13 protein-coding genes are annotated in these 14,234 nt (G+C 53.5%); 8 read left to right on the forward strand and 5 right to left on the reverse strand.

All coding sequences use genetic code 11. The annotated features are described in order from the left end of the window. Positions 1–4: 4 nt before the first annotated feature. A complete protein-coding gene (gene dnaA / locus ACQZQY_RS04855) occupies positions 5–1,396 on the reverse strand; it encodes a chromosomal replication initiator protein DnaA (RefSeq protein ID WP_056775918.1) in 1,392 nt (463 codons plus the stop codon). Positions 1,397–2,080: 684 nt separating this feature from the next. Here dnaA and rpmH point away from each other — a divergent pair. The 5 genes from rpmH (at position 2,081) to mnmE (ending at position 5,938) form a co-directional block, all read left to right on the forward strand. Further along, entirely contained in the window at positions 2,081–2,224 is a 144-nt protein-coding gene (rpmH, locus tag ACQZQY_RS04860) for a 50S ribosomal protein L34 (RefSeq protein WP_072158100.1), read from the forward strand. Between the two features lie 18 nt (positions 2,225–2,242). Then, a complete protein-coding gene (rnpA, locus tag ACQZQY_RS04865) occupies positions 2,243–2,602 on the forward strand; it encodes a ribonuclease P protein component (protein ID WP_072158101.1) in 360 nt (119 codons plus the stop codon). Beyond that, on the forward strand, positions 2,566–2,823 hold the full coding sequence (gene yidD, locus ACQZQY_RS04870) for a membrane protein insertion efficiency factor YidD (protein ID WP_072158102.1): 258 nt from the start codon (positions 2,566–2,568) through the stop codon (positions 2,821–2,823). Before rnpA ends, yidD begins: the two co-directional genes overlap by 37 nt. 2 nt (positions 2,824–2,825) lie before the next feature. Further along, positions 2,826–4,460, forward strand: a complete 1,635-nt coding sequence (gene yidC, locus ACQZQY_RS04875; protein ID WP_056775922.1) for a membrane protein insertase YidC — start codon at positions 2,826–2,828, stop codon at positions 4,458–4,460. 113 nt (positions 4,461–4,573) lie between these two features. Then, positions 4,574–5,938 carry a tRNA uridine-5-carboxymethylaminomethyl(34) synthesis GTPase MnmE gene (gene mnmE / locus ACQZQY_RS04880; protein ID WP_056775924.1) on the forward strand — a complete coding sequence of 455 codons (1,365 nt, stop codon included), beginning with the start codon at positions 4,574–4,576 and terminating at the stop codon, positions 5,936–5,938. Between the two features lie 73 nt (positions 5,939–6,011). Here mnmE and ACQZQY_RS04885 read toward each other — a convergent pair whose 3' ends face one another. Continuing rightward, positions 6,012–6,611, reverse strand: a complete 600-nt coding sequence (locus tag ACQZQY_RS04885; RefSeq protein WP_217204282.1) for a short chain dehydrogenase — start codon at positions 6,609–6,611, stop codon at positions 6,012–6,014. A 98-nt stretch (positions 6,612–6,709) separates the two neighbouring features. On the opposite strand from ACQZQY_RS04885, the gene ACQZQY_RS04890 reads away from it, so the two are divergent. Further along, positions 6,710–7,597: a LysR family transcriptional regulator gene (locus ACQZQY_RS04890; protein WP_217204190.1), complete on the forward strand. Its 888-nt coding sequence runs from the start codon at positions 6,710–6,712 to the stop codon at positions 7,595–7,597. Here the strand turns inward: ACQZQY_RS04890 and ACQZQY_RS04895 are convergent. Further along, the gene (locus ACQZQY_RS04895) at positions 7,591–8,871 is read right to left on the reverse strand and encodes a c-type cytochrome (protein ID WP_431296710.1); all 1,281 of its coding nucleotides are present in this window, start codon (positions 8,869–8,871) and stop codon (positions 7,591–7,593) included. The two genes, ACQZQY_RS04890 and ACQZQY_RS04895, sit on opposite strands and share 7 nt — an antisense overlap. A 147-nt stretch (positions 8,872–9,018) precedes the next feature. Next, positions 9,019–10,914 (reverse strand): methyl-accepting chemotaxis protein, encoded by a 1,896-nt coding sequence (locus ACQZQY_RS04900; protein WP_431296711.1) that lies wholly within the window; start codon positions 10,912–10,914, stop codon positions 9,019–9,021. A gap of 323 nt (positions 10,915–11,237) precedes the next feature. Here ACQZQY_RS04900 and ACQZQY_RS04905 point away from each other — a divergent pair, with 323 nt between their 5' ends. Together ACQZQY_RS04905 and ACQZQY_RS04910 are read left to right on the forward strand one after the other, a co-directional pair. Beyond that, complete coding sequence (locus ACQZQY_RS04905) at positions 11,238–11,963, forward strand: 4'-phosphopantetheinyl transferase family protein (protein WP_122097131.1); 726 nt, start codon at positions 11,238–11,240, stop codon at positions 11,961–11,963. A gap of 92 nt (positions 11,964–12,055) precedes the next feature. After that, a complete protein-coding gene (locus tag ACQZQY_RS04910; protein WP_431296712.1) occupies positions 12,056–12,625 on the forward strand; it encodes an NADPH-dependent FMN reductase in 570 nt (189 codons plus the stop codon). 62 nt (positions 12,626–12,687) lie between these two features. Here the strand turns inward: ACQZQY_RS04910 and ACQZQY_RS04915 are convergent, their stop codons facing one another. After that, the gene (locus ACQZQY_RS04915; protein ID WP_056775940.1) at positions 12,688–14,025 is read right to left on the reverse strand and encodes an NCS2 family permease; all 1,338 of its coding nucleotides are present in this window, start codon (positions 14,023–14,025) and stop codon (positions 12,688–12,690) included. Positions 14,026–14,234: the final 209 nt, after the last annotated feature.

Consider the following 14,234-nt stretch of genomic DNA (forward strand, 5'->3'; position numbering starts at 1 on the left):
AGCGCTAGGAAGATAATGTTCTGATTAAGTTGGAGAAATCTTCTTTGATGTCGTGACTTTCTTCACGCAACTGCTCGATTTTACGGCAGGCGTGCAACACCGTGGTATGGTCCCGACCACCGAACGCATCGCCGATTTCTGGCAGGCTGTGGTTGGTCAGCTCTTTCGCCAACGCCATCGCCATCTGGCGTGGGCGGGCTACCGAACGGGAGCGCCGTTTGGAAAGCAGGTCAGCGACCTTGATTTTATAATATTCGGCCACTGTTTTCTGAATATTATCGATAGTGACCAGCTTCTCCTGCAGCGCTAACAAATCACGCAGCGCTTCACGCACGAAGTCGATGGTGATCGCACGGCCGGTAAAGTTGGCGTTCGCGATCACGCGGTTCAGTGCGCCTTCAAGCTCACGCACATTAGAACGCAGACGTTTGGCAATAAAGAAGGCCACTTCACCCGGCAGACGGATATCATTCTCGTCAGCCTTTTTCATCAGGATCGCCACGCGGGTTTCTAACTCAGGCGGCTCGATCGCGACCGTCAGACCCCAGCCGAAACGGGATTTCAGACGATCTTCCACACCGTTGATCTCTTTTGGATAACGATCTGAAGTCAGGATGATCTGCTGATTGCCTTCCAGCAGGGCATTAAAGGTGTGGAAAAACTCTTCCTGTGAACGTTCTTTATTCGCAAAGAATTGAATGTCATCGATGAGCAACGCATCGACGGAGCGATAGTAGCGTTTGAACTCTTCGATGGCATTGTTTTGCAGCGCTTTGACCATGTCCTGCACAAAACGCTCGGAGTGCATGTAGACCACTTTTGCATTGGCTTTACGCGCCATAATGCCGTTGCCGACCGCGTGCAATAAGTGGGTTTTACCCAAGCCGGTGCCGCCATAAAGGAAAAGCGGGTTGTACGCGCCACCCGGGTTATCTGCCACCTGACGCGCCGCCGCGCGGGCCAGTTGGTTAGACTTACCTTCTACGAAGTTGTCGAAAGTGTGTTTCGGGTTGACGTTAGAACGGTAAGACAACTCAGGTTGTACCGGCGAGCTGTCCCAGCTTGGACGGGAAGGTGCAAGGCGCGGAATAGCCGGTGCTGCCTGCGAACTGACGCTGGTAGCTACGGGCTGGCTGACGCGCTGAATCAACGGCTTACTGCCCACTTCAAAACGCAGCAACGGGGCATTCGCTCCACAGAAATCGTTAAGCAAGCCGTTAATATTATTTAAGTATTTGTCGCGAACCCAATCCAGGACAAAACGATTCGGAGCGTAAAGCGCCAGCGTATTGTCGTTGAGTTCCGCCTGTAGGGGGCGTATCCACATACTGAATTCTGTGGCAGGTAGTTCATCCTGCAAACGGGCAAGACATTGCTGCCAAAGCGAAAGTGACACGGCGGACTCCACTCGAACAAGATCAAAAAAGAAAAGGATCAGGATATTTTTTAAATCATGATTTTTGACACACGCTCCGCCCGTTGAATGGGGGAAATTTCTTTCACCACCCTGTCAGTGGCGTAAAGTCACGTGCGAACCGCTTTTTGCGGTTTTTGTCGACGGCATCCCGGCTGGGATCGCGATCGGAATGGCGGATCATAACGCAATCCGACACAGAGATCCTCCCCTTCCTGACAGTTTAGATCCTTTTTATCCACAGGCAGCGGTCGGCAAGTGGGTAAGCTTAGCCGATCCTTTTATAATTAGACGATGTAATCATCACTCTGGTGAAAAAATAGGACTCCGCTGAGGCATTTTTCATCAGTTTGCGCACAAGATCTCAGCCCTGTGGATAAGGATCGCCCGAGGATCCTTGCGATTTATATCAGAGTCCGTATAATTCTCAGCCCTATGTGTCAAGCCTGTGTTCCTGATGGTCATAACCAGATGGATTTGCGGTGTGACCACAGGCCATTCTGGTAAACATTTGGACCCTTTCTGGCAATCTAAATTGACTCAGGACTGTACAGTTATTACAATCCCGCTTCTTTATATGTTGCGACAAGGGCATCGGTCGTATTTTCGCCGACATGTCTTCGCGTTTACTGATCAGTAATAATTTAAGTTTAGGTAGAAATCGCTATGAAACGCACTTTCCAACCGTCCGTATTGAAGCGCAACCGCACCCACGGTTTCCGTGCTCGTATGGCAACCAAAAATGGTCGTCTGGTTCTGGCCCGCCGTCGTGCGAAAGGCCGTACTCGTCTGTCAGCTGCTTCCAAGTAATAAAAGCTAATCGAATTAGTGGTTAAGCTCGCTTTTCCCAGGGAGTTACGTTTGTTAACTCCCCGTCATTTCACTTTCGTCTTCCAGCAGCCACAACGGGCTGGCACGCCGCAAATTACGATACTCGGCCGCCTGAACGAGCTGGGGCATCCCCGCATCGGTCTTACCGTCGCAAAAAAACACGTCAAACGCGCTCATGAACGCAATCGGATCAAACGCCTTACCCGCGAGAGTTTCCGACTGAATCAGCATGCGTTGCCGGCGATGGATTTTGTGGTAGTAGCCAAGAAGGGTGTCGCCGATTTAGACAATCGCGCGCTGACGGAAGCGTTGGAGAAATTATGGCGTCGACATTGCCGACAGGCACCCGCATCCTGATTAAACTGATACGTGGTTATCAGTTGTTCATCAGTCCCTTGCTCGGGCCGCATTGCCGCTTTCGACCAACCTGCTCTCAATACGGTATTGAAGCAATTGGTCGTTTTGGCGTGTTAAAAGGCAGTTGGTTGACTTTGAAACGCGTATTAAAATGCCATCCTTTGAACCCAGGTGGTGATGACCCCGTACCGCCGAAAACCGACAATAACAGAGAACTCTAACGATGGATTCGCAACGCAATCTTTTCCTCATCGCTCTGCTGTTCGTGTCTTTCATGATCTGGCAGGCATGGCAAACGGACCACGCTCCGCAACCGGCCAACCAGACCACGCAACAGACTGCGAACACTGCAAACGGTGATGCTGCTAACCAGGCTGTTCCTGGTAGCGGACAGGGCAAATTAATTACAGTTAACAGTGATGTGCTGTCATTAACAATCAACACCCGTGGTGGCGACATTGAGCAGGCTCTGCTGAAGGCTTACCCTACGACGTTGGGTTCTGACCAGCCATTCCAGTTGCTGGAAACCACTCCTAATTTCATCTATCAGGCACAAAGCGGTCTGACAGGTAAAAACGGTCCAGATAATCCGGCGAACGGCGAACGTCCTCTGTTCCAGACCAGCTCGGATACCTTCACGATGACCGAAGGTCAGTCTGAACTGCGCATTCCGATGACTTACACGGCGGCAAACGGGGCGATTTACACCAAAACCTTCGTGATCAAACGCGGTTCTTATGCGGTTAACGTTGAATACAACATCAACAACACCACATCTACCCCGCTTGATCTGACGATGTTTGGTCAGCTGAAACAAACCACCGATTTGCCTAAGCACCGTGATACCGGAAGCAATAACTTTGCTCTGCACACGTTCCGCGGCGCGGCATACTCCTCAAGCGATGACAAATATCAGAAATACGCGTTCGATAAGAGCGAAGTGCTGAATGTCACCACTCAGGGCGGTTGGGTTGCAATGCTGCAGCAGTACTTTGCGACTGCATGGATCCCGTCAGCGAAAGACACCAATACTTTCTTCACCACCACCAATAACGGTATCTCAACGATTGGCTTTAAAGGCACGCCGTTTACCGTTGCACCAGGTGCGCAGCAACAAGTTGCTTCCATCTTGTGGGTTGGCCCGGAAATTCAGGACAAAATGGCGGCTATCGCGCCTCACCTGGATCTGACGGTTGACTACGGTTGGTTATGGTTCATCTCTCAGCCACTGTTCAAACTGTTGAAATTCATTCAAGGGTTTGTCGGTAACTGGGGCTTCTCAATCATCGTAATCACCTTTATTGTCCGCGGTATCATGTACCCACTGACCCGCGCACAGTACACGTCGATGGCGAAAATGCGTATGCTGCAGCCGAAACTGGCCGCCATGCGTGAACGTATCGGTGATGACAAACAGCGCATGAGTCAGGAAATGATGGCGCTGTATAAGTCTGAGAAAGTGAACCCGCTGGGCGGATGTCTGCCGCTGGTTATTCAGATGCCTATCTTCCTGGCACTGTATTACATGCTGTCTGGTTCCATTGAATTGCGTCATGCGCCGTTCATCCTGTGGATCCATGACCTGTCAGCGCAAGACCCGTACTACATTCTGCCGGTTCTGATGGGTATCACGATGTTCTTCATTCAGAAGATGTCGCCGACCACCGTCACTGACCCGATGCAGCAGAAGATCATGACCTTCATGCCGGTCATCTTCACCGTGTTCTTCCTGTGGTTCCCGTCTGGTCTGGTGGTGTACTACATCGTCAGTAACCTGGTTACCATTCTCCAGCAGCAGCTGATTTATCGCGGGCTGGAAAAACGTGGCCTGCACAGCCGCGACAAGAAAAAGTCATAAGTTAATGTCAGGGCGGGTTTCTTCCTGACAGCTAAACTTGGTGATAAAAAGACAAAGGCGGTCATTTGACCGCCTTTTGCATATCCGTAAAAAGACCAACAGAGAAAATTGCTATGAGCACCTCAGATACCATTATTGCCCAGGCAACGCCCCCCGGCCGCGGTGGTGTGGGCATTTTGCGCATTTCCGGCCGTGCGGCGCGTGATGTGGCACAGGCTGTCTTAGGTAAATTGCCAAAGCCGCGTTATGCCGATTATCTGCCGTTTCAGGATGCAGACGGCAGCACGCTGGATCAGGGCATCGCGCTATGGTTCCCCGGCCCAAATTCCTTTACCGGCGAAGACGTGCTGGAACTGCAAGGCCACGGCGGGCCGGTCATTCTCGATTTGCTGCTCAGACGCATCATCGCGCTGGAAAACGTGCGTATTGCGCGTCCGGGCGAATTCTCTGAACGCGCTTTCCTCAACGATAAGCTCGACTTGGCACAGGCCGAAGCGATTGCCGATCTGATTGATGCCAGCTCAGAGCAGGCCGCGCGTTCAGCGGTGAACTCGCTTCAGGGCGCATTCTCTAACCGTATTCATCATCTGGTGGAAGCACTCACTCACCTGCGGATCTTTGTCGAAGCGGCTATCGACTTCCCGGATGAGGAAATCGACTTCCTGTCCGACGGTAAAATTGAAGCCAAACTCAATACGGTGATGGGCGATCTGGACGCAGTGCGCGCAGAAGCGCGTCAGGGCAGCCTGCTGCGTGAAGGGATGAAAGTGGTGATTGCCGGGCGTCCGAACGCCGGAAAATCCAGCCTGCTGAATGCCTTAGCTGGCCGCGAAGCGGCGATCGTGACCGATATTGCCGGGACGACCCGCGATGTGCTGCGCGAACATATTCATCTGGATGGTATGCCATTACATATCATCGATACCGCCGGTCTGCGTGAAGCCAGCGACGAAGTAGAGCGCATTGGTATCGAACGTGCCTGGAATGAGATCGAACAGGCTGACTTAGTGCTGTTTATGGTCGATGGCACGACAACAGCCGCCACTGAACCTGCGGATATCTGGCCGGAGTTTATGGCCCGCCTGCCTGCCACATTGCCTATCGTGGTGGTGCGTAATAAAGCCGATATCACCGGCGAAGCGCTGGGGCAAACAGAAGTGAATGGCCACTCACTGATTCGCCTTTCCGCCCGTACCGGGGATGGCGTCGATTTGCTGCGCGATCATCTGAAACAGGTCATGGGTTTTAATCACAATATGGAAGGGGGATTCCTTGCCCGCCGCCGTCATCTGCACGCACTGGAAGACGCCGCACAACACCTGGTTCAGGGCAAAGATCAGCTGTTAGGCGCCTGGGCGGGGGAATTGCTGGCGGAAGAACTGCGGCTGGCACAGCAGTCGCTGAGTGAAATCACCGGCGAATTCACCTCTGACGATTTGCTGGGCCGTATTTTCTCGAGTTTCTGTATCGGTAAGTGATTTCTTCTTCGCCGAAACACAAAAACCCACATTGCAAAATGTGGGTTTTTTATTGTCTTCAGTGCGACGCGGATTACCACACTTTATAAACGCGGCCTGTCTGGGCACCTTCGACACTGCGTCGGTAGGCTTTTGCCACTCGTGCGGCCGGTGCGGCGTCGAAGCCGGGGAAGAACGGGCCGTAACTTTTCAGCGATTCTTCGACAACCGTCGGGCTGACGACGTTGATACGGATCCCGCGCGGCAATTCGATGGCAGCGCCGCGCACGAAACCTTCCACAGCAGCATTCACCGTGGTGGCGTTGGCGCCCTGACGGATCGGTTCCTCGGCGATAATGCCGCTGGTCAGGGTGATCGAGCCGCCATCATGCAGGAAGTGCTGGCCGATCAGACCGATGCGCACCTGCCCCAGCAGTTTGTCCTGCAGACCGGTGTTGAACTGTTCAGCCGCCATTTCGGTCAACGGGCCAAAATGCAGACTGCCGGTGGTCGCGATGATCGCATCCAGTTTACCGGTATTGCTGAAAAGCGCTTTTACGCTACTTTCATCGGTGATATCCACCTGAAAATCCCCGTGAGTCTTCCCCGCTGTGATCACGTCATGATTTGTCTCAAGCTCGCTGACCACGGCTTTGCCTAATGTTCCCGTCCCGCCAATCACTAAAATTTTCATCATGTGCTCCTCAGTTGGTGACAGGAACATCATTGACCAAACTTCAGGTTAGATATATAGAACGATTATTCACTCTGAACTAACCACAGGTTAGCAATATGGATAAATTACGGAATATGGAAGTCTTCGTGACCGTGGCTGAAACCGGAAATTTCAGCGCGGCGGCGGAGAAGCTGGGTATTTCTGCCGTGATGGTCGGCAAACATATTCAGCAGCTGGAGCGGCATCTGAGTACGCGTCTGGTGCAGCGAACCACGCGTAAGCAGAACCTGACTGAAGCGGGCGCTGTTTTCTACGAGAACAGTAAACGCGTCCTGGAGCAGGTGAAGTGGGCAGAAAGTACCGTGGAAGGGCTGCAAACCGCTCCCAGCGGGCTGCTGCGCATCAGCGCGCCGGTGTCGCTGGGGGCGAACGTGGTATCGCCTTTACTTGCGCGCTATCTGGAGGCATTTCCGCATGTGCAGGTCGAGCTGACACTGAGCAACGCCCGTGTGGATTTGATTGAGGAAGGGTATGACGCGGCGATCCGCATCGGGCCGGTGGGTGATGACCGGCTGGTCGCGCGGCCAATGAAGCCTTATGAAATGGTAATTTGTGCCACGCCGGCCTACTTAAAAAAATATGGAACACCTGCCACGCCGGAAGAACTGAAAAATCACTCATGTCTGATCCATGCCGTCTGGAATCACAGCGACGGCTGGAAGCTGACCAACACCGACGGCAGCACCTCGAAATGGCCGCTGTCCGGCCGCTATATCTCCAACGACGGAAACGCTCTGCGCTGCGCCGCCTTGCAGGATGCCGGACTGCTGTTGCAACCGAAGGTGTTACTGGCCGACGATCTGGCTTGCGGACGGATGGTGTCGGTGATGGAGGATTTTGTCCCCGTTCCCAGACCCATCAGTCTGGTCTATCTGCCCGATTTCAGGCCGCGCCCGAAGCTGACCAGTCTGATCACCTTCTTTGCGGAACAGGCAGATTACTGACCGCTCTGGCCTGATGTCGTGGTGAGTTTGCGCATCGCTTTCACCTGCGCGGCGCTGACCGCTCCGGCCTGGTTTCCCCAGCCATGGCGGATAAAGGTCACCACGTCGGCAATCTCCCGATCGTCCAGCCCGGCAGAAAAGCCCGGCATTTTAGCCGCTTTCGTGTCGAACTGCGTCGCCGGTGCCGGTGAACCGTTCAGGACAAGATTGATAAGCGAGGAGGGATCGTCGCTGACCACCACCGGATTTTGCGCCAGCTGCGGATAACGGCCACGTTCGCCCTGCCCGCTGGAAAGATGACAATCAAGGCAGTTATCCAGATAAACCCTGGCGCCAGGCACCGTGCTGTCTTCTGCCTCCAGCGCGATGGTCGTCGCATTATCATTAACCTGCGCGCGATAATTTCCGTCAGCCGGCAGTGATTTCAGGTAAACGGCAATCGCCTGGCGGTCAGTATCGCTGAGATATTGCGTGCTGTTGTGGATAACCTCAGCCATTGAACCGAACGCCGTCGCCCTGTCGGTGTGCCCGAGTTTCAGAAACTGGCTGATTTCCGCTTCGTTCCATTGCCCGAGCCCGGTTGTCGCATCTGCCCGTAAATTGGGTGCATGCCAGCCATCCACCGTCCCGCCGGAAAGATAATCCTGTGAAGTCTGATCCAGCGCCTTCTCCTGATACCCCAGACCGCGCGGCGTATGGCAGCTGCCGCAGTGTCCTAACCCCTGCACCAGATAAGCACCTCGGTTCCAGTCTGCGGTTTTTTGCGGATCGGAATACCCGATTTTCTGGACGGTAAACAGACTGTCCCATACCGCCAGCGGGAAGCGCACGCTCAGGGGGAAAGGGATGTCGCTGTCGCGATTTTTCTGGCTGACAGCCGCCACCTGATAGTGGAAAAAGGCATATAAATCAGCCATATCTGCGTCAGTGATTTTACTGAAAGAAGGATAAGGCATCGCCGGATACACATGATGGCCATCCCGGGCAATGCCCAGACGTAATGCGCGACTGAAGTCGTCTTCTGAATAGCTGCCAATACCGGTGGCGACGTCCGGGGTAATATTAGTGGTGTAAATGGCCCCCAGCGGCGTCAGCATTTTCAGGCCGCCGGCAAAAGGTTTACCGCCAGGTGCGGTATGGCAGGCGGCACAATCCCCGGCACGCGACAGGTATTCGCCCCGTTTGATTTGCGCAGGGTCCGGGCTGGCTGCTGCATGAGCGCCGGTAAACATCAGGCAGATCACCATGATAAATCCGCCCTGTATCGCATTCATTCATCTTCTCCCGCCGTGCCAGTGCGTTAAGTGTGCGACGGTTCCGGCCAGATTGCCGGATATATCGCGCAAAATTAAAAAAGCCCGGCAGTAATATGCCGGGCTGAAGGGGTCAGCGCAAAAATCAGCGGATCCCGCGTTAGAGGATCACAACTTAAAACCGGCAACCACGGTTTGCAGCTGAACGGTTTGATCCTGCATCGCCTGTGCGGCGGCTGATACCTGTTCCACCAGCGCAGCGTTTTGCTGGGTGGCGTTGTCGAGCTGGGTGATCGCGACGTTCACCTGCCCTATGCCGAGGCTTTGCTCCTGACTTGACGACATAATTTCATTCATCAGCGTCGCCACGTTATTCACACCGCCCATCACTTCATCCATGGTGGAGCCCGCCGTCGCCACCAGCTGGCTGCCGGTGGCAATATCCGCCACCGAGTCTTCGATGAGTTTTTTAATTTCGCGGGCAGAGGTCGCTGAACGCTGCGCAAGGCTGCGCACTTCGGACGCCACGACCGCAAAACCACGCCCCTGCTCACCGGCACGGGCCGCTTCCACCGCCGCATTCAGCGCCAGAATATTGGTCTGGAAGGCGATGCCGTCAATCACGCTGATGATATCGACGATTTTGTGTGAAGAACGGGTGATCGACCCCATCGTCTCAACCACCTGTTTCACCACTTCCGAGCCTTTTTCAGCAACGGCAGAGGCTTCGCGCGCCAGCTGGTTGGCCCCTTCCGCGTTAGCGGCATTCTGTTTCACCGTGCTGGTCAGCTCTTCCATTGACGCGGCAGTTTCAACAATTGAACTGGCCTGCTCCTCGGTACGCGCGGAGAGATCGAGATTTCCGCTGGCGATCTGCCGTGATGCAGAGGTAATGGCCAGACTGCTGTCGCCGACCTGACGGAGAATCGTTTGCAGGAACGACAGGAAACTGTTGAAGCTCTGATTGATGTCATTGAATTCCGGACTGCGGCTTTCCGGTAAGCGACGGGTAAGATCCGCGCCCCCCGCCGAAAGCTGGCTGATATTTTTATGCAGCGCAGCAAGCTGACGCATGAAAATCTTGATGACCACAATCAGTACAATCAGCAACAGCAATACCATCGGGATTTGCACCATGCCAAGGCTGGCAAGAATACTGTGCGTGCGCGTCAGCAACTGGCTGGTCGGCATGTCCGTGACGATGTACCACGGTCCCTGAATTTTGCTCATGAACATTGTGTGGGACGTGCCGTCGCTGTCGTAATCAGTCATCAGTTCTGGCTGGTTATCAATCTGGTCAAAGCTCTGACGGATTTGTGCCACCAGCGCTGACTGTTCGCCTAATGAAGCCAGCTTTGGCAGTTTTTCATCGCTGACGTGGCTGGTGCCAACGATGGTGCCGTCTTTCTCAACGATATAAATCTTACCGTTAACCTTCTTCTCCATCGCGATCACCAGCTGGTTAAAGAAGCCCAGCGTGACGTCAATGGTGGCAACGCCCCATTGCTTGTCGCCTTTATAAATCGGCATGGCGCAGTTAGTGCGCGGCTGCGTGCTGGCATCATCGAAATACGCCGGTGCCCAGACACATTGTCCTTTTTGGCCTTTTGACGCCGCCAGATACCAGGACTGATCAAAGTAGTTAGGTGATTCAGCGCTGTTCCAGAAAGTGTTAACCGTCAGGAGATTATTATTATTGCGTGCAAAAAAGGTGCTGAATTTGATTTTTGCGGGATCGCGCTGATTCGGCAACGGCCAGATGCCACCGCCAAAGACAGCAGAATCACCGTACTGATCGACCAGCGCGGGCAGCAGGCGATCGATACTGTCGCTGTCCATTTGTGCGACAGTTTGCGTGATGGTACGGACCTGTGATTCCACTTTATTCAGGCGATCGTTAATCGCGATCGCCACATCCGCCACCTGACTGGCAACCAACTTACTCTCGGTTTGTTTCAGTTGGGGTGCGATAAAGACCTGGATAACAATGAGCGTAACGATGATCAGCACAATAAAAAACAAGCTGATCAATGCGATAAAGCGAGATTGTGTTGTTTTTAACATTTTAGGGTACTCACCGGCAAAGCAGCGAGATCGCTGCTTAAGTACTAACGGCATTTTCTGATGTTTCTTTATGTTGCTATAGTAGATATATCTGGTGGTCAGATCATCCGGGTGAAAAACCAGAACATCGTGTTGATGAGATCTCTTCTCACCATGAGGGTAAATACGTGATAGCGCTCACTAAAGCGTTATGAAAATCTTTCGGAAAAGTAAAATAAGTGTGGTGTGCCGCGGGTTTTAATCAGTTTTTAATGATTTCTCTTAATGTTATTCTTATCTGATATTGAGAAAATATGGTCGAACCATTAATCATGGAGTGAACAATGGCGTGCCATTTTGCAAGATGGGCAGTAACGGATGCAGAACCTGATACTCACCGGGTGCCCAAAGACATCGTATTATCCGCAAGAAACCTTTCCGAAAAACAGCGCCGTCGCTTTCTGAACGGGCGCGTTCTGCTCGCAGAAATGATTTTCTATCTCTACGGCATCCCCGAACTGCCCAACGTCATTACCTTGCCCAGCGGTCGCCCAAGTTTTGAATCTTCTGATCTTCCCGATTTCAGCCTGGCCTATGCCGGGAGTACGGTCGGCGTATTGATCAGCAGCGAAGGCAAAGTGGGGCTGGATCTGGAAATCATTCACGCCCGCAGTGCGCTGGTTAATCCTCAGCAGCAGGAGCAGTTGTCCGCCGTCGAGAAAACCTGGATTGCCATGCAGTCCGATCCCATCGAGTCTTCATTGCAGTTGTGGTGCATCCGTCAGAGCATGTTGAAAATGTCCGGGATGAATGAGCAGAATCCGCTGACGCTGAGTCTGAATCCGGCCTCGGGGCGATTGCGCTCTACCGTGACGCCGGAGGCGCAGGTGATGAGCGACATCGAAGGGCCGATCACCTGGGCGTGCGCGCAGTCGCCGTCGATAATTCGTTTGCAGTGCTGGCGTTATGAACCGGAAAATGGCTTTACCCGCACGCAAACCCTGTCTGTCGATCAGCAATCCGAATCACCGCATTACATGAAATTCATCAGCCTGCCGCCTGCTAAATAAAACTTCACCTATGTTTTCATTAACCTTATATATCGCCATGTCGTTTTTCGTTTAAGGTAGAACCCAAACGTTATCCATAACAGGAGTTAACCATGTCAGCTCAGCCACTGAAGTTTGTCACACTGTTAGGTAGTCTTCGCAAAGGGTCTTATAACGCGATGGTCGCCCGCTCGCTGCCGAAAGTCGCGCCAGCCGGTGTCACGATTGAAGCGCTGCCGTCGATTGGGTCTGCGCCGCTTTACGATGCGGATATTCAGCAGGAAGACGGGTTTCCGGCCGATATCGAGGCCATTGCGGAACAAATCCGTCAGGCCGACGGGGTGATCATTGTGACGCCGGAATATAACTACTCGGTGCCCGGTGGTCTGAAAAACGCTATCGACTGGATTTCACGCCTGCCTGACCAGCCTTTAGCCGGTAAACCGGTACTGATCCAGACCAGTTCAATGGGACCGGTAGGCGGAGCACGTTGCCAGTATCATCTGCGTCAGATTCTGGTTTTCCTGGATGCGATGGTGATGAACAAACCTGAGTTCATGGGCGGCGTGATCCAAAGCAAAGTCGATGAGCAGACCGGTGAAGTGATTGATCAGGGGACGCTGGATTTCCTCAAAGGCCAGCTCACTGCCTTTGCGGATTACACGCACCGCGTCAGCAAATAATTCCCTGTCTCAGAAATGCAAACAGCCCGCAAATGCGGGCTGTTTTTTTATCGTGATAAAAATCAGTGTGCGTCGACAAACGCGATTTTCAGCACGAACAGTAAGGCCACCACAACCACGCACGGGCTGATTTCTCTCCAGCGGCCGGTGCCCAGTTTCATCACCACGTAAGAGATGAAGCCCAGCGCGATACCTTCGGTGATCGAGAAGCTGAACGGCATCATCACCGCGGTCACGAACGCCGGAACCGCTTCGGTCAGGTCATCCCATGACACGCGCGCCAGACTTGACGTCATCAGCACGCCGACATAAATCAGTGCACCGGCGGCCGCGTATTCCGGCACCATACCCGCCAGCGGGGAAATGAAGATGACCAGCAGGAACAGTAAACCGGTCACCACTGCCGTCAGGCCGGTACGCCCGCCCACAGACACGCCAGAGGTGCTTTCGATGTAAGCCCCTACCGAGGATGTGCCGATGAACGCGCCAGCCACAGAGGCCACGCTGTCAACGTACAGCGCCTGCTTCATCTGCGGGAATTTGCCCTGCGCATCCGCCAGACCGGCTTTGTCGGTCACACCGATAAGCGTACCGGAGGAGTCAAACAGGTTCACCAGCATGAAGGAGAAAATGACGCCCGCCAGACCGATGTTCAGCGCACCTTTCAGATCCACCTGACCGACAACGGTGGTGATACTTGGCGGCATCGACCAGAATCCGTTGTAGTGCACATCGCCAATCATCAGGCCAATGCCGGTGGTAACAATGATCGACACCAGCACAGAGGCGTGGAAATTACGCGACGCCAGCACGGCGATAATAAAGAAGCCCAACACACCCAGCAGGACGTTGTGCGAGGTCAGGTTACCAATGGTCACAATGGTGTCCGGGTTCGGCACAATAATTCCGGCATTTTTCAGCCCCATCATGCCGATGAACAACCCGATACCGGCGGTGATCCCCACACGCAGGCTGACCGGAATATTGGCTATCATCCAGTAACGGATACGGAAAATGGTCAGCAACAGCAAACCCACCGCGCCCCAGAAAATCGCGCCCATCCCGACCTGCCAGGAAACGCCCATCGCGCCCACCACCACAAATGCAAAGAACGCATTCAGCCCCATTGCCGGTGCCAGCGCGACAGGCAGATTAGCGATCACGCCCATCAGGATGCTGCCGAAGGCGGCAATCAGACAGGTGGTCACAAAGACGGCCTGTTTATCCATGCCCGCGACACCCAGAATCTGCGGGTTCACGAAAACGATGTAGACCATGGTCAGGAAGGTGGTTAAACCGGCGATAGTTTCAGTGCGAACCGTCGTACCGTGCTGGGTCAGTTTAAACAGACGCTCAGCCAGTCCTTTACCACCGGTCGCATTGCTGTGTGGTGTGCTCATGTGTGAGTTCCAAAATGGGGGAAAAACAATCGGGGGTATCCTAAGGATTTTAGCGGAAAAGCGCCAGCACTGGATGGGGAGGATTACATCACTCGTTCGGGCCGGATTCCATAACTCACATCAATGTATTCAGAATAAACACGCAACCATCTGAATAAGTTTTACCCTCTGCCGTTCAGGCACTCAGCGAAGCGTTCAGACACTGCATA

It is taken from the genome of Rahnella sp. PAMC25559, assembly GCF_050632365.1.
GTDB lineage: Bacteria > Pseudomonadota > Gammaproteobacteria > Enterobacterales > Enterobacteriaceae > Rahnella > Rahnella rivi.